General features: G+C 41.0%; 14 protein-coding genes. All 14 read right to left on the minus strand.

The genetic code is table 11. The features are described 5' to 3' along the window. Nucleotides 1-157 precede the first annotated feature (157 nt). On the minus strand, nucleotides 158-1,885 hold the full coding sequence (locus AC4EHJ_RS09585; protein ID WP_490975332.1) for a DNA cytosine methyltransferase: 1,728 nt from the start codon (nucleotides 1,883-1,885) through the stop codon (nucleotides 158-160). A gap of 175 nt (nucleotides 1,886-2,060) precedes the next feature. Next, nucleotides 2,061-4,112, minus strand: a complete 2,052-nt coding sequence (locus AC4EHJ_RS09590) for an AIPR family protein (RefSeq protein ID WP_490975333.1) — start codon at nucleotides 4,110-4,112, stop codon at nucleotides 2,061-2,063. Then, nucleotides 4,109-5,065: a PD-(D/E)XK motif protein gene (locus tag AC4EHJ_RS09595; RefSeq protein ID WP_490975334.1), complete on the minus strand. Its 957-nt coding sequence runs from the start codon at nucleotides 5,063-5,065 to the stop codon at nucleotides 4,109-4,111. The genes AC4EHJ_RS09590 and AC4EHJ_RS09595 overlap by 4 nt, the downstream gene beginning before the upstream one ends. Next, a complete protein-coding gene (locus AC4EHJ_RS09600; protein WP_490975335.1) occupies nucleotides 5,046-7,718 on the minus strand; it encodes a Z1 domain-containing protein in 2,673 nt (890 codons plus the stop codon). Before AC4EHJ_RS09600 ends, AC4EHJ_RS09595 begins: the two co-directional genes overlap by 20 nt. Then, a complete protein-coding gene (locus AC4EHJ_RS09605) occupies nucleotides 7,715-9,127 on the minus strand; it encodes an ATP-binding protein (protein ID WP_490975336.1) in 1,413 nt (470 codons plus the stop codon). Before AC4EHJ_RS09605 ends, AC4EHJ_RS09600 begins: the two co-directional genes overlap by 4 nt. Before the next feature lie 230 nt (nucleotides 9,128-9,357). Then, nucleotides 9,358-9,918 carry an HU family DNA-binding protein gene (locus AC4EHJ_RS09610; RefSeq protein ID WP_490975337.1) on the minus strand — a complete coding sequence of 187 codons (561 nt, stop codon included), beginning with the start codon at nucleotides 9,916-9,918 and terminating at the stop codon, nucleotides 9,358-9,360. A 185-nt stretch (nucleotides 9,919-10,103) separates the two neighbouring features. Next, nucleotides 10,104-12,377, minus strand: coding sequence for a glycoside hydrolase family 65 protein (locus AC4EHJ_RS09615; protein ID WP_490975338.1), 2,274 nt, complete (start codon nucleotides 12,375-12,377; stop codon nucleotides 10,104-10,106). 12 nt (nucleotides 12,378-12,389) lie between these two features. Then, on the minus strand, nucleotides 12,390-13,073 hold the full coding sequence (gene pgmB / locus AC4EHJ_RS09620; RefSeq protein ID WP_490975339.1) for a beta-phosphoglucomutase: 684 nt from the start codon (nucleotides 13,071-13,073) through the stop codon (nucleotides 12,390-12,392). Beyond that, nucleotides 13,070-14,125: a LacI family DNA-binding transcriptional regulator gene (locus AC4EHJ_RS09625; protein WP_490975340.1), complete on the minus strand. Its 1,056-nt coding sequence runs from the start codon at nucleotides 14,123-14,125 to the stop codon at nucleotides 13,070-13,072. Before AC4EHJ_RS09625 ends, pgmB begins: the two co-directional genes overlap by 4 nt. 46 nt (nucleotides 14,126-14,171) lie before the next feature. Continuing rightward, nucleotides 14,172-14,870 carry a YesL family protein gene (locus AC4EHJ_RS09630; protein ID WP_490975341.1) on the minus strand — a complete coding sequence of 233 codons (699 nt, stop codon included), beginning with the start codon at nucleotides 14,868-14,870 and terminating at the stop codon, nucleotides 14,172-14,174. Nucleotides 14,871-14,896: 26 nt separating this feature from the next. Next, on the minus strand, nucleotides 14,897-15,733 hold the full coding sequence (locus tag AC4EHJ_RS09635) for a carbohydrate ABC transporter permease (RefSeq protein ID WP_490975342.1): 837 nt from the start codon (nucleotides 15,731-15,733) through the stop codon (nucleotides 14,897-14,899). Beyond that, on the minus strand, nucleotides 15,733-16,614 hold the full coding sequence (locus AC4EHJ_RS09640; RefSeq protein ID WP_490975343.1) for a carbohydrate ABC transporter permease: 882 nt from the start codon (nucleotides 16,612-16,614) through the stop codon (nucleotides 15,733-15,735). Before AC4EHJ_RS09640 ends, AC4EHJ_RS09635 begins: the two co-directional genes overlap by 1 nt. 97 nt (nucleotides 16,615-16,711) lie before the next feature. After that, a complete protein-coding gene (locus AC4EHJ_RS09645; protein WP_490975344.1) occupies nucleotides 16,712-17,956 on the minus strand; it encodes a sugar ABC transporter substrate-binding protein in 1,245 nt (414 codons plus the stop codon). 71 nt (nucleotides 17,957-18,027) lie between these two features. Then, complete coding sequence (locus AC4EHJ_RS09650) at nucleotides 18,028-20,403, minus strand: glycoside hydrolase family 65 protein (RefSeq protein ID WP_490975345.1); 2,376 nt, start codon at nucleotides 20,401-20,403, stop codon at nucleotides 18,028-18,030. Nucleotides 20,404-20,444 lie beyond the last annotated feature (41 nt).

Raw genomic sequence — 20,444 nt, forward strand, 5'->3', positions numbered from 1 at the left:
GTAGAAGAATGTCAGATTTTCGATAAAATATAGGAAGAATATAAAAACGAGACAAATGGCAAATTCAAATACCATTTCGTCTCGTTTTCAAATTCCACTAATTCCAAAAACAGTATTAAGTCTAATAAATCTAGTCATTTTAGATTTTCCTATATTTTTATTTTCCTGATGTTGCTAAGGTAAGAGTTTCCCTTTTCAACTGATTTTTTACAGAAAAAAGAATCTCAATTCCCATTGAAGTTAATATACTTTCTGCTATATTTCTTGCTAACAAAGGAGGAACTGCATTCCCAACTTGTTGATATTGCTGGTCTTTACTGCCTTTGAATATGTAGGAATCTTGAAAAGATTGGAGTCGAGCAGCTTCTCTTATGCTCAATGCTCTATCTTCACAAGGATGTACCCACATTGATTTTCTTACATTAATTACAGTATCCGATGGATTAGTGTAAGTAAGTCTTCTATAAATTGTATTTTGAGTTCTGGAATGATCGCTATAAGATGTTTTAAGAGATTCATCTAGGTCATGAAAGTTCTGGCCTTCTTTTAAAACTTTAAAACGGTTTCTAGCAACTTCTGTACTTTCAGTCATTACATGGTTATAAATAATTGGTTCATCCAAATTATTAAGATAATAGTTTAGCTGATTATTAAGGTTTACTTTCTTATTTCTAATTATTTTGGAATTCTTTATGTCGGTTTCAGGTATTTCACTCTCTAAATCTGCAATTGCATCATAGATTGAATAGTATTCTTCTTTTTTTGAAAAAATTGGTTCTGGTATTTTCACTGCTGGCGTTCTAAGATTTTCTTTTTTTATTCCTATCAGTACCAGTCTTCGTCTAATTTGTGGTACCCCGTATTCTGCAGCATTAAATATATGCTGATCCTCGTTAATGGCATATCCTAAGCTCTTTAACTTAGAAACTAAGAATTCAAATACATTGTAAGTGAATAGCTCCAAACTTATTTCTTCTTCTTCTACATAAAGCTCTTTAAAAATAACTTTACTTTGAAAAATTTCCTGAAATTTTCTAAGCAACTTTTGATTTTCTATCACTTGTTTTAAAATTTGATGTATTTCCGCATAATTTATTTCCATATTAGATATTATTTGCTTTAACAAAATCCCTAATTTAGACCACTCTAATCTATAATTTTCATGCCAGTATATTTCATGATGCATATCCCAATCCAGTAAATATTTTTGAAATATAACATAATTTTTTGTTTTCCGGAAAAATTCATTTGCTTTTTTTAGGTTGGATACCTCCAGCAATCTATAAATCGTATTTAATTTTGAAAAGATATCTTCTTTAATAATATAAGGGCTGAGATTCGAATTGGCTTGAACACTGAAATCACTGACAAATATTTTTAAATCTGCGAACATATCAGTCTTTTCACCAACATTAACTTTTTCTTTAATGATATTAATGTTTAAAGATTTCAATTCATCTATACTATCAAGCTCAGATAAGTAAAACTTATGCGTTTTTGAGTTCATATTTTTTACATTTTCCATTACAAAAGCAGAAGGTTTGATTTCTTCTATAGCTCTTATATATTCTTTAATTAATTGATTGTTATTTGATATAAGACTATTCTTCTGTCTATTGGCATTTGAAAAACCTTGGCACGGAGGCCCTCCTATTACTACATCAATATCTTGATACTCTTTTTTTAATATCCCATTAGAATCTGTAAAATTTACCAATGTGATATCTTTTTCAACTTCAACATTTTTATGGTTGGCAGAATAGGTACGCCTTGCTGCCTCATTAAGTTCAATAGCTTTTTTTACTTTAAATTGTTTAGTTTGCTCGAACCCATTACTCAAACCACCGGCTCCAGCAAATAAGTCCAGTACATTTAGCTCCCTCATTTAGTATCACCTCTCTAAAGAGAAATCTCTTCATTATCTTTTCAGTAAGATAATTATATCATCAAATAAAAGGTTAATACTATAATTATTAAATTGAAACGAACATTTGTTTCTTTTTACGCTAAAAATTAAAGCAGCGATCACTTAAAAAATGATCGCTGAACAGTTTTTCTATTTAAAACTTTAAATCTTTTAAAACAAGAATTCCTTCTTCGGAAACTTGTTTAAGTAATTTATATAAAATCACACTTTGCTTTTCTGATGGATAATCCATTTTTCCTGTTGCCCATTTTTTTAAAATATCTAGTTGTGTAAAAGTAATATTTCCACCTTTTCGATCTCTAAAGTATTCATAAACCTGGGTCCAAATCTTCATCTCAGTCTTCATAATGTATATTTGCATTTCTGCTTCAGTCACTAATTTCTTTTCTTTTTTATCTTGTTTCTTAATATATTTTGCTTCTTCCTTATCTAAAAGCATGCTTGAAGAAAGTTTGATAGGAATTTGCAACTCTCTTACAGTGTTCCAACATGCATCTTTTTTACACCACTGTGTTATATTTGCTGATCCTTCTATTGGATTAGTTATAGAAGCGTTAATATTTTTACTTATAACTTCAATAGCTTTATAAAGATCTTTAGGTAATTCTTGAGCTTCCCATATTCTTTGGAAATTAAGATGTTTCTCTTGCTTTTCAACTATATAAGATAAATAAGCCATAGTATATGTAACAATTTGAGCTCGAAATGCATTTTCATACCAATCTGCATCAGATACAATCTTTTCAATATTTTTAAATAATATAACTCGAGATACTGCATCTTTAAAATAACTTTCTGTGATGACTCGATTATCTTTCTCGATTTGTGAAGTAATATAATCAGCAAAATAGGCAAAACTAAATTGCGCTCCCTTTGCTACTGCTTGAGGTTTTTGCATCCATGAATTTTCACTTTTAGCCAAAAAGGTTTTATCCAACATTTGAACTTTAGGGTTTTCAAGCTGAAACTTAGATTTTTCCGCTTTTGTTAAATATGCTTGCTCATTAAGGTATTCACCCCGGACTCGCTCATAAAACCAATGTGTTCTTCGTTGAGACCCATTTTTAGCAGCTACCCAGATTCTCTTTGAATAATCCTTCATTTCTATATGAAAAGGACTATTAGAGAAGAAATCCGATTTATTAACTTTGTTTTGTGTATTTGCATACTCTGATATTTTCGAAACAAAAGAACCTTGGTCTTTTTCATCCATAACTACTGTTAACTTTACTTGAACAGAAATATCCGAGACATTTTTTTTCAAATTCTTTTTGGAAGCATAAATAGCTGAGGTTGTTTGTCCACCATTAACTATTTGTAGATTTTTAATTTTAATAATGTTACCTTGACTATCTTGTTCTACTGCAGATGCAGTTGCAGTGATTCCATTGTTATAGGCAAAAAACATTTCTGGCTGATACTCTATAGTGTTTTTAATTCCTTTATTAACATTCCCTTTAAACTGTAAAAAAGTTCTTACATTTTGCTCAAAAAGTTTTTGTCCATATTTTTCATAAATTTCAACCAACTGATCCCCACTTATTACTGACAAATAAGATTTGTATAGTTGAGAGGAATCATTAATTTCCAGTGATGGTAATTTTGTTAACACTTCTATTTCTCCACTAGCACTTCTTGACTTATATGTTTGAAAAAAATATTCAATATCGATCACTCTAAACTCTACAGGCAAATCGGCAATTTTTTCTGATTCAATTATTGATAAATTTCTTGTGGCTTTACCATCAGTTATTAGTATTAATTTTATTTTTTCTACTTGTCCTTTTTCTAAATAGTGTTTTAAATAATAAGCCATTTCATATGCTGCAGAAGTCTCTTCTAAGTTATCTAGTAGTCCAGAAATAGACTTTTTAAAAAAGCTTTGCAAACGATTAAACTTAGTTTTCATTTGAGTTTTTGTAAGTGTCTGTATTTCATCTTCTTGGAAAAATTGGTGAACTATAAGAGAAAGAACGCCTCTTTCTTCATCAAAGTCATATCCATGCACTTCAATGCCGGTTTTAATATATTCAGCAATAGTATAATTATTTGTCAAATCACCAATATCTACTAGTTCCTCGCAACAAATTTCTAAAAAAGCTTGAGGTTTAAGTAAGCCACGACTTTCGGACTCTGAAAGTATCGTCTGCAAGAAATTCTGATGGAACTCACTAATATCAATCATTGTGAATCTTCCTTTAACACTCCGGCATATTCAGTTTCATATTCAGATAATCTCGATAAATCAAGATTATATTTTACTGATACAATTCTTGGATCTACTTGTGATGGAATAAGACGTGGAAAGGTTTCTTTTACAGCAAAAGCCTTTCTTTTGTCTACTTGAAAATTTTCAAGGAAGGGATTGAGTTCTGAAATATATCCATATTCAATCAACTTGCTTTCAAACATTTCTTGCAGTGAAGGACTGTGACTAAAAAATTCATTTTTAATTTCAATTGCTAATTCTTCAATTGAAACGCCCTTTTCAGAAGGAGAGATGTTATAAAAAACTAAGAAAAATTCCTCTTTATTACTGCTTAATTGTCCTAAAGAAGATATAGTAGCAACTTCTCCTCTTGAAGTTTTAGAGCACTTTACTTCTATAACAGCATTTTCTAAAAGAAAATCCTGCTTATCCTTCTCAGGACCTGTCCAAGAATTCAGAGCTTCTAAAGGACCAATGAGAGGAATAATAACCTCCACTAAACATTTTAGTTCTCCGAAAAGACCCATCTGTTCTTCCGTTGTTAAACTCTTTGAACCTGCTGATTTTAACATCTGTTGCCATTTTTTTAACCTTAAGTCAATAACACTCATCATTTTTTCTTCGTCTTTATATTTCACAGTGACGCTTATTAAGTCTTCGCATAAAGACTTAAAAACTTCCCAATCCTCACTGCTTTCTAAAACAAGAAAAAGATCTCCGCCATCAGGTTTTAAAGTTTTCGATATAGTTATTCCTTTCAACTTTATGGCTTCTTCCTTAAAATTTACTACACTGGCTGCACTAATCCAGAATCCATACTTCCCATCAGTTTCTCTTATCCAATAAATATTATGGGCAGTATCAGGAGCAGCTCTTCTCTGAGTTAAGCGGTTCATGGTTATCCATGGATTATCTGTCGTCGTCATCATACTCCGCCTCCTCATTCATTAATTGTTGCAGTTTTACAGTGTTTACTTTATATTTTACTGTTTTTTTATAACCACTTACTCCGCCTGGAAAGCTAACTCCAAATGCTGCAACTTCAGAAGTATTCATTTTTTCTCGTCCTTCTCGCGGTTCTATTACATGCAGCATAAGCAATGGTTTTTTTAAGTGAGCTCTAATATTTTTTCTTTTATCTCCCACTTTTTTCTTTATGGGCTCATCTAAAGCAATTTTTTCAGCAGTTCCCGAAGATACTTGTCGGTGATCAATTTCATAATAATCATCTTTAATATTGAAAACTCGCATTTGAGGTTTAATGGATATCCCGTTGTGGATAAATTGATTTTCACTTTCTCCACTATAAAGTGCGATGTCCCATTTTTTGTCAACTTCTTTAACATATTCTCGTATAAAGTTTATGGGCATTCTCGCATTTATTCCTGTTAAGTCATAAATATATGTCTGAAAATTTTGTAAAAATTCTTTGACAATTGAGCGATCCACATCTTTCCAAACATAAGAAGTGCCTTTATCAGGATTTTCAAACTTTACATTTTGCTCCTGCAATGTATCTATAATCTTTTTGATTGCTTGCAAATTTTTAGTCATTTTTTCGGGATCTTTATCGAGCCAACTTGTTTCTTTCAAATGTCCATCTAACTTCATTTCAAAATAAACGTCGTGACTATTTCTTTGTTTATTTCTTGCTGTGACTTGCAAACCACTTTCAGGATGTTGTCTTACAGCTAGCCCAAAATCACGTGGAGTCATTTTTAGTCTGCGCATTTCCTTCAAATCTGCTATCAGATCCTCAGTTGCCTCAATAATAGACATAAATTTATTAATGGTTTCTGGTGACATATATACATAACATAAGTCTTCATAATTTGGACGATATCCAAACCACCGGCCCATTTGCATTAAAGTATCATAGAAAGCTGTATTTCTTATAAAGTAACTTACACTCAATCCTTCTAACGTAAAGCCACGGGATAAACTAGTTCCGCCAATTACTATTGCATTAGTTGCTACGTCTTTTCGATATTTCAAATAAATCTTCGTATTAGAATGTACTTCACGAATAATTACTGTATCAACTGTATCAACAATACTATGCAACACTTCGATCCATTCAAAACTATCGTCCTTGTGTTTATCATTCCACGTTTCTTTTATTTCATATATACGTGAACTTTGTATTTCAGCATTGGGAAGTTTCCCGTAAGTTACTATGTCTTTTTTGATCTCTTCTACGTAGTCTTCTACATATCCCCTTATGTTCATGTGCATATTTGTAAATCGCGAAGCATGAATTAGCATGCTATTATGTTTATCGCCTTGTCCTCTTAAATTTCTTATAGCTATATTTATAATAAAAACTCTTAAAGCCTCATACATACTGTCTGGTAAACCAATTAAACTCCAATCTTTCTTATGATTAGTTGGAAGGTAATTCGTATAATCATCAATTTCCACTACATGCTTTAAGTTCGTTTTCATAAATATTTTTTTGGCTCCAAAGTAATTATCAGGAGCTTCAAGGGCATATATAAAATCACTAGGGAAAAGATCTTTTCCTGTTTCTTCAGTTTCTACTTCATGATCAATTAATATATTTGCATACGGAGTTGCGGTGTAAGCAACATACGATCTTTTACTGAATAAGTTTAAGAGTTGGCGTATATTGCTGTTTACAATAGTAGGATTTTCTTCTGGCTTTGTATTTATAGAAGCATAGTCTGCTTCATCATCTATTAATAACATGGCATGATTTGCAATTTGATTTTTATATTGGGACTTCAACCACTTGATAACATGCTTTAATGTGAAAGCATTTTTCTTTATTACTAACATAATTGGGGTATTTATATTATCGAAGTTTAATCCTTGAGATAACCTATCTGCATCTCTACTATTAAAATCTTGATCTTCAGTAGTAAGACTTATAGGCTGCAACTCTCTGCGCAAACCACTTAACTTTCCAACTCCTATCAAATTCCCAGCTTTATCACTCCCTACGAAAGATTCATTTATTCTTTCTTGGGTTTGATCACGCAAGTTGTCCATTCCGCCTGCTATAACCACAATGAATTTGTAACCAGCATCCGCTGCTTTACATAATAAAGCTGCATAGTTTCCAGTTTTACCTGATTGGACATGCCCTACAACCATTCCATACCTTGAAAACTTATCAAATTCTGCTGGATTCTCAATATTATCCATAACAATATCTGTGTCTTCATCGATTGTCCTAACTACGTTTGGAGGCATTGAGTTTTCAAGCAAATCTTTATACCTGTTCCAATAGTAGTTTTCATTGGTTTGTTTCTCTTTGCTTGACCACCATGTTGTATCTCGGCGCTGTTGATCTGTTCCTTGAACTAAAATGCCTGCTTTCATTTCAACGTTGTAATGAGTTTCTAATTCTCTTTCCATTCTTAACCATTCTTGTTCTTCTAAAGACATTAACTCCTCTACTGAAAGTAATTTCGCCAGTATATCCCATCCTATTTGATTTGCTGTTGTTTTTAAACTTTGAATTTCTTCGTCAATTTTTCCTGCTGGAATCGTCCCATCAATCTTATTTAGTTTCACCATTATAAAATCTTTAATTATTTGATAACTATTTTTTTTCATTTCTTCACACTCCTATATTCTTTAAATATTTCAGTATTAAATAGTTGTTCCATTAAACTATCATCAAGGTTAGATGATTTTAATTTATTTATTATGCTTTCTATTTCTTCTTCTGTTAATATTGACTTTTGATTTACTTCATGTGGACTTTGTTGTAACTTAGACTGAATTGCATCCAAAGGCAGAAACGCTTGTATTCCTTTAAGATAGGTATTGAGTAATTCAACTTCCTCAGCATTAATAGATGCTTTTAAGTGGTTTAACATTGGATGTTCAGTGTTTAATACGAACCTAATTTCGCCATTTAATGGAGACAATCCCCAGAATCGATTAACGGTTTTGTCTTCAATTTTTCTTCCTCTACCGGTATAAGGCCGTGATCCCTTTTCTGTTACCTGTGAAATAATTCGTTTTAAGTCTTTTTTTATTTCTTCACTTGGACTAGCAGTAGATTTCTTTATATCAATTCCCCAATACTGGTCCTGACTGTTTGGTATATCAATTTTAATTCTAACTAATTTATGGGCGTCAATAGATTTGTGTAGCTTCCACCATGTTCCATAAATTAATAGCCTATTCGCTCTATACAAATAAAAACCTTGAGATCTAATATAACCTTCATCCGTAGCGTATTTCTCATATTCTGATTGAGATACTTTGGAATGGTGAGGTAGTATAAATGGTTGCACTAAAATGGTTTCACCTTTAATTTTTATTTTTTCTGCAGGTAATTGTTGAGAAGCAGCATGTTCAGGATTAAATGGATTGAATGGCTTTATAGAGTTATTGTTGATACTAATTTTAAGCACTTTAATGCCTGGCATGCCTTCTAAAAATTTATGGAAAACTAAAGCTAAGTGATCTCTTAATTTTGTAATTTCATTTGAAAAAGCCTGATTTTCAATACCGTCAATATCTTCCCAAACGACAAGAGTTCCAGATGTCTGTTTAATTAGTTCTTTATATAATGGGATTTTTTTTAATAAGTTCTTTTCCGGGGTTATAAGTAGCCACTGATTTTCATGCGAAATATAATCGAGATCCCATTGTTTCGAACTAATTTTCGATCCTTTTTTTGATACTACTGTTAGCTTTTTGCATTGTGAGAAAGAAGCTGTCTTTAATCCTAATCCATATTTTCCTAAATCAGATTTTTCTCGCTTTGAATTTGGACTTTTCGTTGCAAGCCGCATTGCTTCTATAAGTTCTTCTTCATCCATACCAATTCCATCATCTAAGAGTGCAAGCTGCATACTAGGTTTTGCCGTGGCTAAAATATTAATGTTCTTTGCATTTGCAGTTATGCTATTATCAACAATATCAGCAATAGCTATTGGAAATGTGTAACCCATATCTCTTAAAGAATTAACAAAGTTACTAACATTGGGTTCTATTACTTCTGATTGCATAGTTATCCCTCTTTTATATTTTTTTTAATAATTTAAAAAAATATCTTTATACTTATTTTACAATATTTTCATGTGAAATTATATAATTAGTTAAACTTATTACCTATTCACTTTTTAATATACTTTCCTCATTTTATCTATTAAGAAAGAAATTCTTTAACTGGATTAAGGTTTAAGTAAAATAAAAAAAAACAAGGCTTCTAAGAAATTAGAAAGCCTTGTTTTTTTATTTAAAGGTATTTGCGATAATTCCCTCTCAAAAACACACTATCAATCTGGCTCGTATACACTTCCGTATTCAAAATCCGCTTGCTAATCAAGCGGTTTGCGATGATCTCCGATTCCCGAAAATCCAAATTGACTGCATCGGCGATTTTCTGTGTTTCGATAATCGCCAGCTCATCGGGATTGGCGTTCGCTTCTTTGGCTTTGCGGGTTTCTGCCATTACGAACCTTAAAATCTCCGCTTCGGGTTCCGTTATCTTGCCTGCAGACACGAAATTCTCGATAAAGTCGCGCTGGTTGACGATGTCTTTCAGCACTTTCGCCGCTTTGAATTGAGGCGCTTTGGACGAAGCAATAGTGATTTCTTCACCGGTTTGCGGATTGCGGCCTTTGCGCTCGCTTTTTGATGTGACTTGGAACGCGCCAAAATCGTTAATCTTCACTTCCAGGCCTTTTGCGAGCGCTGCCGTGAGTGCTGACAGAATTTCGTTTAACGCTTTCGCGGATTGGTCTTTGGACAATTGGGTTTTATGTGAAATAGCTAGAACCAGTTCTTTTTTGTTCATGCGGTAATTCCTCCAGTGCAAATGGCTGTGCCATTTGTAGTCTTATCCTTTAGTATACAGTTTTTGCGGCTTGAATATTCCAAGAAAAGCAAAAGCCATCCCCGTAATCGATTGATTTCCATGAGGATGGCCATTTAAGTATGCGGTTAAAGAAGAATTTATTCTTTTACTAATCGATTTTCTCTTTACTTAACAATCGTTTCTTTCCCACTTTCCAGAACAAGCGCTTCGCCGTTGTGGAGAATTTCAAGCCGGTCGCCTTGCAGGATGGTGTAGCTGGCTGTTTCCCGGTCTTTGTGGATTTTCAGCAAGCGTCCCTGGTATTGCAGCCGGAACTCGTAGGAATTCCATTCGGCTGGCAGCGCAGGCGTGAACGACAAGCCGCTTTCTTTCAGCCGCAATCCGGCAAAGCCGTAGACGATGCCGAGCCACGTGCCGCCCATGTTCGCCATGTGTAGGCCGTCTTTTGTGTTGCCGTGCGTATTTTCCAAGTCCAGGCGCGCTGTTTCATTGAAATACGCATAGGCTTTGTCGTGATAGCCCAGTTTGGACGCCATGATGCTGTGGACGCAGGAAGACAGCGACGAATCGTGTGTGGTGATCGCTTCGTAATAATCATAGGAATTTTTCATTGTTTCGACATCCTGCTCGTCTTCCAACAGGAAATGCGCAAGCACGGTGTCGGCTTGTTTCAGCACCTGGTAGCGGTACAAGGTCAACGGATGGTAGTTCAACAGCAACGGGAATTTTTCAGCCGGCGTGTTTTTCAGATCCCAGCGGTCCTTTTTCAGGAAGCTGTCGTCCTGTGCATTGATTTGGAGCGTCTCGTCGTACGGCAGGTACATGGTGTCGCCTGCTCTCTGCCAGCCGGCCACTTCCGTTTCCGACAGCTCCAGCGCTCCGGTGAGCTGCTGCAGCCGCTCGCTGTCCTCTTCTTTCAAGAGGTTGAAGACTTTGGCTGCCCACAGCAGATTGTGTTTCGCCATGACGTTCGTGTAATAATTATTGTTGACGATGCACGTGTATTCATCGGGGCCGGTGACGCTGTCAATACGGAACTCGCCGTTTTGCATATGCCCCGTGTCCGCCCACAGACGCGCCGTTTCGAACAGCACTTCCGCCATATAATCTTTCAGGAACGCTTCGTCTTTTGTCGCCAAATAATACTGGATATAGCTGTAGGCGATGTCCGCGCTGATGTGGTACTGCGCCGTGCCGGCAGGGAAAAATGCCGAGCTTTCCGGACCGGTGATCGTGCGCCACGGGAACAATGCGCCTTTTTCATGGCCCATTTCTTTTGCCCGCTGACGCGCGCTGTCCAAGATCGAGTAGCGGTGCAGCAGCAAATTTTTGGCGATGGCCGGATTGGTCATCAGGAACACCGGAAAAATGTAGATTTCCGTATCCCAGAAATAATGCCCTTCGTAGCCTTCGCCGGACAGGCCTTTCGCGGCGATGTTGCTCGCCGGATCTTTGCCCACCGATTGCAGGAGCTGGTACAGGTTGAAGCGGATGCCTTCCTGAACGTTTTCATCGCCATCGATCGCAATGTCCGAGATCGCCCAATAATTGTCCAGATACGCTTTCTGCTCAGTCAGCAACTCATCAAACGGCTTGCTCTGCACAAGGTCCAAGGTCTCCAGCGCTTTGCCGGTGACGTCGTCGCCGTGGCGCAGCGTATCCGTATAAACGGTGTATTTGGTGAACCCTATAGGCGCGTTGCCGGCACAGACAAACGTTTCTTCGACACTTACGTCCGTCACTTGGCTGGTGTATTCATAGCCTTCTGACTGGACCACCGTTGCGGAGACACACGCCACTTCCAACTTCGTCTGGTAGGTCGTGTCTTTGACGATGCTGACACGCCCTTCCTGGCGCACGTCTGTGACGTGAAGGCGTTTTGTGTGGCCCGACGCGAGGCGCGGATCTTCTTTATCAACGTAGTTGGAGACGTCGCCGTTGAGCGTGGAAACGATCTTCACTTCACCGATCGGCGTAATCGGCTCCACTTTCACATCGATCGCAAACAATTCTCTTGTTACGAACGACACCAGGCGCCTGAAATGGATTTTCACTTCTTTGCCCTGCGGTGAGATCCAGTGGACGATCCGTTCAGCAAAGCCAGCATCCATGTGCAGCTTGCGTTCGCAAAAAACCACTTCTCCTTCGAATACAGAAAACCGTTCCCCATCCAAGTAGATTTCGACGGTTTGCGCATCGATGACGTTCAGCACTTTTTGCTGCGTCGCCGGGAAGCCGTACAATTTCTCGCCGTAGGTGATTTCTGTTTCATCATGGAACGCATTGATATACGCTCCGCGGATCGATTTGAATCCTTCGGTATAGCCTTCTTCAAAATTCCCTCTGACGCCCAAATAGCCATTGCCCAAAGACAGCAGGCTTTCGTTCACCAAAAGATTCGGATTATCGAGTTCAAACTTCGTTAATGTCCAGGTCATGCTTCCACTCCTTTACAAGCCGGCTTTTTTCTTTTCAAACTGCCGAATCACTTCTTCAAACATCAAGTCAGAAGTGTCCGCCACCAAATAATCTGCGTGCGACAAATGATTTTCATCGCCGACGCCTACTGAAAACATGCCGGCCCGGTTGACTGCTTCGACGCCCGCACTGGCGTCTTCGATGCCGATGCAGTCCCGGTAGTCGATCCCGAGTGCATCTGCCGCGGCAGTGAATGTCTCCGGGTCCGGTTTTCCTTTTTCCACTTTTCCTGCGTCTACTATGTAATCGAAATAACCGGCAAGGCCCAGTTTCTCCAAAATGGCCGGCGCATTTTTGCTGGCCGAGCCCAGTGCAATCTTGGCATCGGTTTTTTTATTGGCATCCAAGAAAGCCACCATGCCCGGGAGGATATGGGCAGGTGTAATTTCTTCGATCAGCGTCAGGTAATACTCGTTTTTTTGCGTCGCCAGTTTCAGCTTTTCCGTGTTTGACAGCGCGCCGACCGAAGGATCCAGCGCCAAAATGCGGTCCAACGAATCCATGCGGTTGATGCCTTTCAACTGCTCGTTGAATGCGCGGTCAAATGAAATGCCGAGTCCTTCGGCCAGTTTTTGCCACGCCAAAAAATGAAATTCGGCGGTATCGGTCAGGATGCCGTCCAGGTCGTAGATAAAAAGCTTCGGTGTATGTGTCATGTAATCTCCCTCTTTTCTTTTTCCGCTGCGGGTTCCGCCGGCAAAAGCTGCACGCTTTCCCGCTCCATCAATTCGTGCGGAACCCAGATATGCTGCCGTTCCAATTTGCCGTCGATGATGTCTTGCAGCAAACGGGCGGATAATTTTCCGATTTCCACGAAATTCTGCCGGATTGTCGTAAGCGGCGGTTGTGTATAGCGGCTCAGCACAAGGTCGTCAAACCCCGTGACCGAGATGTCTTCCGGAATCCTCAGGCCTGCTTCTTTCACGGCCTTCATGACCCCGAACGCCATTAAATCGCTGAAACACAGAAAAGCAGTCGGCTGGTTTTCCTGCAAATACGCTTTCGCCAGCTCATACGCCTTTTCTTCCGAAAAAGAAGCTTCCAACACATCGACATGGCTAAGGTTCATGCCATATTGTTCGAGTGCTTCTGCCAAGCCTTTCATGCGTTCTGAATTGACGTAGGTTTGCCGCGTCCCCGCCATGACCGCCAGCTTGCGGTGATGGCGTTCCAGCAAATAGACAGCCATTTCATTTGTTGCTTGGGCGTTGTCGATGGACACACTGCCAATCAGCCCATTTTCCGTTTCGGCCATGATATCGAGCACGACGCACGGCAGGCTGGAGCCGATCAGCTCTTTGTAATATTGGTCGTCTGTCCGGATGCCCTGTAAAATCGCGCCGCCGATGTTTCGTTCGCGGCAATAGCTGATGTAGCTTTGGTGTTTTTGCTGCTGGGAATCGGTCAGGTAAATCGACAACTCAAAACGGCTGGTTGAAATTTCCTGGTAGACGCCTTTGAATATATTGAACGCATTGCTGTCATTTTCATTGTCATTGAGCACGCCGGAAGAAATCAGCCCAATTGTTGTGTGTTTTTTGGACGATAAATTTTTGGCATTGAGATTCGGTGAATAATGCAATTCCTGCGCGATTGCAAAAACGCGCTGCCGTGTCTCTTCTTTGACATCGGCATAATTATTGAACGCTTTGGAAACGACGCTGACGGATACCCCCGCTTTTTTGGCAACATCTTTTATTGTGGACATTCGCTGTTTCACTTCCTACATGAATTTATGGAGGCACAACGCCGTTTCAGCTAGCCGTTTTGGCTGCCTGTTTGTTTTTGACACGCAGCGTAAAGCTGTAGAATGCCGAGAACGACAGGAACGCGCTCAAGGAACCGGTCAATAGCGGCAAAAGCAATAAGAGCTTCGTAACGCTGACCCAAATGAGCACGCCATTGCTGAGCAGGATGAACAAACCCAGCAGCGGGCTGCCGGTTGACACGAAAAATGCATTCATCACGCGTTCCATGCCGCTCATGCGGTAATGGACGCTGATGGACAAGAAGTTAACGGTGTAGACGAACAAAGCCAGTCCCGTAATCAGAAACAACAAATCGAGGGCACCGCTTCCCGATCGGAGATAAAAAAATCCGAAATACCAAATCAGCCAAACGGCCGCAAACGGCACACCCATTTTCACGCTTTCTTTGTAATTCGCCTTTAAATGGGAAACGAACATCTTCACTGAAGACGTATCGTTATCAAGCAGCCAATCCCGCGCGGACGCAAAGACAGCGGCCGTCGCCGGAAAAAACAAAAGAGGCGTAAACAACAGGACAGCAGCGCCAAACAGCACGATTCCAGCTGCGTTGCTGATGTCGATGACCATAAAAGCAGTGAATAATGGGATGCCCATTAAAAACCACAAGAAATTGACGACCGCCATCTTCAAAAACCATTCGCTTGCTGTATAAAGTACGCCCAAAAGCCCGTTCGTATCCTGCATGTTTCCGCCTCCTAATGAAAAAGGGCTTATTTAACAGCCCCTTCTCCAATTCCTTTGATGATGTATTTCTGAGCAAGCATATAGAAAATGACAACCGGAATAATCGTTAAGGTCAAGCCGGCCATGGCCAAGTTCCATTCAATTGTAAATTCTCCGAAAAAGTAGAAGACAGACAACGGAATCGTCCGCAGCCCTTTGTCGACCAGTGTCAATGACGGCAATAAGAAGTCATTCCAGATCAGGATGACATTCAAAATCATGACGGTCGCTGTAATTGGTGTCAGAATCGGGAAAATGATCCGCCAGAACACGCCGAATTTTGAAGCCCCGTCAATCGTTGCCGCTTCTTCAAGCGAAATCGGGATTGATTTGATAAAGCCGTGGTAAAGAAAAACGGAAAGAGCTGCGTTGAAGCCGATGTTCATGAAAACCAGGCCGCCGAGCGTATTGTACAGCGGAATGCCGAAATCTCTTGTAATCCCTGTAACCAGCTGCATAAGCGGCATCATCAGTGTCTGAAACGGAATCAGCATCGTGGCAATAAGGGTCATGAAAATGAGGGTGCTGATGCGGTTGCCGGATCTGGCAAGCATCCATGCCGTCATCGATGACAAGATGACAATGAACACCACGGAAACAATCGTGACAAACATCGAATTGATAAACGCGTTGACGAAATCCATCTGTTCCATCGCTTCTGTGTAATACTGGAAACTGAATTGTTCAGGAAGGGCTAACGCACTTTCGTACAATTCCTGCCGTGTCTTGAACGAGTTGACGATAATGATGTAGATGGGAGACAAAAAGATCAAAGCAACCAGCGTCAGTAAGATCTCTTTCGACCATTTGCTTAGTATGCGCATTACATTTCAACCTCCCGCTTCTTCGTTAGGTAAACTTGGGTCAATGTAACGGCTGAGATAATTACGAAGAACAGGATGGCTTTTGCTTGTCCGTATCCGTAATTTCCGTAGCCAAAGATTTCATTGTAAATATTCATTGCAAAAAGCTCTGTAGCATTCGCCGGCCCTCCGCCCGTCAATGATAAATTGACGTCATAGATCTTGAAGCCATACGATAGGGTAAGAAACAAAGAGATTGTAAATGCAGGCATCAGCAACGGGAAGGTGATCCGTGTCAAGCGCTGCCAAGGGCTGGCACCGTCAACTTTTGACGCTTCGATCAGTTCACCAGGCACCCCTTGGATTCCTGCGATATAGACGATCATAACGTAGCCTGCCATCTGCCATGTAAAGACGAATACCAGGGCAAACAAGGCGAAATTCTCATTGACCAGCCAATTGAAAAAGATGTGCTCGAGCCCGGTCACTTCGCCGATAAAGGTAAAAACGTCCAAAAATACAAACTGCCAGATATAGCCTAAAATCAGGCCGCCAATCAGGTATGGCATGAAAAACATGGTCCGTGCCAGATTTGCCAATTTAAGCTTCGAGGTGACAAGCAGCGCAAACGCGAGCCCCACTATATTCACCGTAAGAACGGACAACACGGTAAACAGCACCGTCAGCCAGGTCGATTTCATGAACCGCCCATCCGTGAACAAGGCCAGGAAATTATCCATGCCGACGAACACTTTCGGGTTGGCATTAATCCCATCCCACTCAAAAAATGCATAATAGATTCCGATTAGAAACGGAATGACGACAATGATTGTAAAAATAATGAGCAGCGGTAACGTAAATAACAGATACCAGCCGATATTCTTCTTGTTTGCCACGTCCATCCCCTCTTTCCGTTGGTTAAAGGTCTTTTCGTTGAGAAAAAGCAGAACACGCCTGCAAAGGCGTGCTCTCTTTATTTATAGGTCATCGTTCGTACACTTATTTTACAGCGTTCTGCCAAGCTGCATCCAAATTGCCGATAAATTCTTCGCCTGTCATGTCTGGATTCGCAAAGAATTCTTCAGCAGCTGGTGCAAAGTCATTTGGCACCAGGTTCGCCGGGTAGTAGTTATGCGACCATGGAATGGTATTGCCGCTGTTTGAAGCTTCAAATACTGCCTGAGACAATGGATCTAAATCATTGGCTTCGATATTCGTCATCGCCGGGATGAATCCGAACTCTTCTACGATGATTTTCTTGCCAGTTTCGCTTGTGTGCAACCAGTCAAGGAAATCAACAGCTGCTTCGATTTCTTCCGGTTCTTTTTCAGAGTTGACTGCCCAGTTGCTGCCGACGCCTACTGCCTGCTTCGTGTTTCCTTCAAGCGGGAATGGAGCCATGCCGACTTCAAAATCCACTTCGAAATCTGAAAGCAAGCTAGATGCCCAGTTGCCTTGGTGGATCATTGCTGTTTTACCAGCTGCAAAATCACCGACTTGCTGGTCATAAGCAACACCCAATGGGCTTGCTGTGTTTTCTCTGATCGATTCCATGAATTCGCCGAAACGCAGGAATTCTTCTGTTTCTGCCATTGTTACATCTCCGCTAGTCAAGCCGTCCATGAATGCTTCTGGATCTTCTTGAAGCGAGAACGGATAGTTGCTGATATGGCCGATCAGGAAATAATCTTCTGATGATAAGCCTAAGCCATTGATGTCTTCTGCTTTGAATTTCTCTAATGTGCTGGTGAATGATTCAAAGTCTTTGATGTCTTCCGGTTTAACCAAATCTTTGTTGTAGACAAGTCCGAATCCTTCTACGCCGTACGGAATGCCAACTACTTTGCCATCAAGCTCCAACGCCATGTTCGGTGCGATATTGCTGACGAATTCTTCGTCACTTAAGTCATGTACATACGATTTCAAGCTTTCAGCTACAGTAGAGTTCTGCAAACTCATGATTGAAGGTCCCGTTCCGTTATTCAAACGGATTTGCAATTGCTGAAGATAGTCATCTCCGGTCGTTCCGATAACTTCCACTTCTACGCCAGTTTCTTCCGTATAAGTTTCTGCCGCTGCTTCAAGCTGATCGGAAATTTCCACCTTTGTCTGGAAAATCGTGATCTTCTCGCCGCCGCCTTCTCCTCCGCCTTCAGTTGCTTCTTCGCCGCCGCTGCATGCAGCCAGGCCTGTCATCATCGCAGCAAAAGCTACGCCAGTCATGAACTTCTTGTTAAACACCATGTGTAATGCCCCCTTTGAATTGGTTGTTATATAGTAAATAAAATGATTAGATCATTTTATTACTGCCTTGATTATCGTGAATCGATCGCTATCCCGTTGCCGATCGGCAGTTCGATCACGCCGTGCACATTGTAGATCTGCCCGCCTGCCTCAAATGTCGCCTTTCCACCGTGTGCGGTGACTTTGAGTGAGTTTCGGGTGATTTCGAGTGTTAATGCCGTACCCTGCCAGCAAATTGCAAACTGCATCCGGCGCCAGTGCTTCGGCAGCCTTGGATTGATCTGCAGCATCTCTTCCGAGAAACGGACACCGCCAAAGCCGAACACCGCCGATGTCCAAATCCCGCCGATTGCCGCTGCATGGATTCCGTCATCCGAAGTGTCCATTTTTTCACCGAGGTCGATGTCACACGCTTGCCGGAACAAGGAGTATGCCGTATCGGATTCTCCGAGATCGTTCGCGACAACAGCATGCACTGCCAGGCTCAGCGAAGAATCGTGCAAGGTCCGTGGCTCATAATACCGGTAGTTTGCCAGCTTCGATGCATTCGACAAGCGGGCATCTTCGCGAAGGAATGTCTGCTCCAGCAAGTAAAACATCAATACCGTATCCGCTTGCTTGGTCACTTGGATGCCGTTGATCCCTTGTGAATTGAAGTCCCGGTAAATCGTTCTCACTTTTGCTTGGTTTTTGTATTTCGAGAGGTCGATTTCCGGAAGCTGCAAATACGTATCGTCTTGCGGAATGACCAAGTCCGTTTCGCGCGGCTCGGGCAAATACAGACTTTCTGCTTTGTTTTTCCAGTCCTGACGGGCATCTCCCAAACCGAATGTTTGGAGGAGCTGCGGATTCTGGACTGAAAGCTCTTCAGCGTAGCGTTCCGCAAGCTTCAAATTGAAATACGCCATGTAATTGGTGAAAGCATTATTGCTCACATGCTCTTTGTACTCGTCTGGGCCAATGATGTTGCGGATTTCATAGCGGTTCCCCTCCGCGTTCCATTCCAGCCGGCTAGACCAGAAGTTCGCGGTTTCGAACACCATTTCGTAGCCGCAGCGTTCCATGAATTCGAGGTCGCCTGTCACGTTCTCGTATTGATACACTGCAAAAGCGATGTCCGCCGAAATATGCTGTTCGATAAAACCCGACCAGATTTTCGACTGCGCTCCTGTCACGATGTCAATATCTCCCCACACCGGCGTCGTCTCGCCATCTTCCGGCCACGCCATTTCCCAGGGATACATCGCTCCGGCATAGCCATTGTCGATCGCTTTCCTGCGGGCTCCTGCAAGGCCGTGATACCGGTAGGTGAGCAAGGACCTTGCCGCTGCAGGATTGGAATAAATGAAGAACGGCAAGACGAAAATCTCCAAATCCCAGAACGTATGGCCTTTATAGCCTTCTCCGCTCATCGCTTTCGCTCCGACGCCCAAATGCTCTTGGGCGGGAGGCGGCTGCATCGCCGTCAAATGATACAGTGAAAACCGGAGCGCCAAAAGATCATACGCATGATCGCTTTCCACTTCCAAGTTGTACTTGTCCCAGACCTTTTCCTGCCATGCCTCGCAATGCTGACGGAACAAGTCGTCGTAGCCTTTTTCTGCATGCTGCTGCAATTCAAGAAGTGACCCTTCGCGCAAGGACTGGAAATTTTCCGGCTCCTTTGAGTCAATGCTGTCCCGACTCGTATGCACTGTGGCCAATTTTTCCATTGTCAGTTTGTCATTCGGCTCAAGTTGGAAATCATACGCCATCCACACTTTCCGGCGCCCCATGTCCTTGTCTGCAGCCGGCGTAATCGCCACGCCATTTAAGCTGAAATTATGTACGGCATTGAACACCATCTCCACACCCGATTCGCTGGTCTTCTGATCCAGTTGAATAAAGCGGTCTTCCAGTATTCTCCGTTCGCCTTCAAGAAAATGTTGGGCCCCTGAATTGGTCATCCGTCCATTGATGCCACTGGTAAAAGAAATGGCCACTGAATCGTTCAGGCTTTCCACTTCAACCTTCATCGCAATCACATGCAAGTCGGCGAGCGATACGAAACGGCTGAATTGAAACCGCAGCTTTTTGCCTTTCGGCGATTCCCATACAAACGATCGCGTCAGTTCGGCTGTTTTTAAATTGAGCTCCTTGATGTATTCAGTTGTTTTCCCCAGTTCCAGGCTGAAGCATTCGCCGTCGACCCGGATGTCCAACTGGGTGACGTCCGCTGCATTTGGCAGCTCGGTCACTTCATTTTCCTGTGATTTATTGAACGTTCCATTGATGAACAAATTTCTCTTTTCTCGTATGTACGGTTCTTCTGCTGCGGAACGCAAGCCCATATAGCCATTCCCGAGCATCATAACGGCTTCGCTTTTGCCCAGCGAATCGACTGAGAAGGCTGTATCTGCCACAATCCAGTCTTTCAAATCACCGGTTCCAGTCGAGTAATCCATCATTGCAGCTGCCTCCTTTCGCTTTTACGAAAACGTTTTAGTTT

The sequence above is a fragment of the Planococcus sp. TJ-301 genome, assembly GCF_058268475.1.

Excerpts from the sequence above, each read along its gene's own strand:
- AC4EHJ_RS09625 (WP_490975340.1), bottom strand. The coding sequence starts at position 14,125 with ATGTCCACAATAAAAGATGTTGCCAAAAAAGCGGGGGTATCCGTCAGC.
- AC4EHJ_RS09605 (WP_490975336.1), bottom strand. The coding sequence starts at position 9,127 with ATGCAATCAGAAGTAATAGAACCCAATGTTAGTAACTTTGTTAATTCT.
- AC4EHJ_RS09585 (WP_490975332.1), bottom strand. The coding sequence starts at position 1,885 with ATGAGGGAGCTAAATGTACTGGACTTATTTGCTGGAGCCGGTGGTTTG.
- AC4EHJ_RS09595 (WP_490975334.1), bottom strand. The coding sequence starts at position 5,065 with ATGATGACGACGACAGATAATCCATGGATAACCATGAACCGCTTAACT.
- AC4EHJ_RS09600 (WP_490975335.1), bottom strand. The coding sequence starts at position 7,718 with ATGAAAAAAAATAGTTATCAAATAATTAAAGATTTTATAATGGTGAAA.
- AC4EHJ_RS09635 (WP_490975342.1), bottom strand. The coding sequence starts at position 15,733 with ATGCGCATACTAAGCAAATGGTCGAAAGAGATCTTACTGACGCTGGTT.
- AC4EHJ_RS09610 (WP_490975337.1), bottom strand. The coding sequence starts at position 9,918 with ATGAACAAAAAAGAACTGGTTCTAGCTATTTCACATAAAACCCAATTG.
- AC4EHJ_RS09630 (WP_490975341.1), bottom strand. The coding sequence starts at position 14,870 with ATGCAGGATACGAACGGGCTTTTGGGCGTACTTTATACAGCAAGCGAA.
- pgmB (WP_490975339.1), bottom strand. The coding sequence starts at position 13,073 with ATGACACATACACCGAAGCTTTTTATCTACGACCTGGACGGCATCCTG.
- AC4EHJ_RS09590 (WP_490975333.1), bottom strand. The coding sequence starts at position 4,112 with ATGATTGATATTAGTGAGTTCCATCAGAATTTCTTGCAGACGATACTT.
- AC4EHJ_RS09640 (WP_490975343.1), bottom strand. The coding sequence starts at position 16,614 with ATGGACGTGGCAAACAAGAAGAATATCGGCTGGTATCTGTTATTTACG.
- AC4EHJ_RS09615 (WP_490975338.1), bottom strand. The coding sequence starts at position 12,377 with ATGACCTGGACATTAACGAAGTTTGAACTCGATAATCCGAATCTTTTG.
- AC4EHJ_RS09650 (WP_490975345.1), bottom strand. The coding sequence starts at position 20,403 with ATGATGGATTACTCGACTGGAACCGGTGATTTGAAAGACTGGATTGTG.
- AC4EHJ_RS09645 (WP_490975344.1), bottom strand. The coding sequence starts at position 17,956 with ATGGTGTTTAACAAGAAGTTCATGACTGGCGTAGCTTTTGCTGCGATG.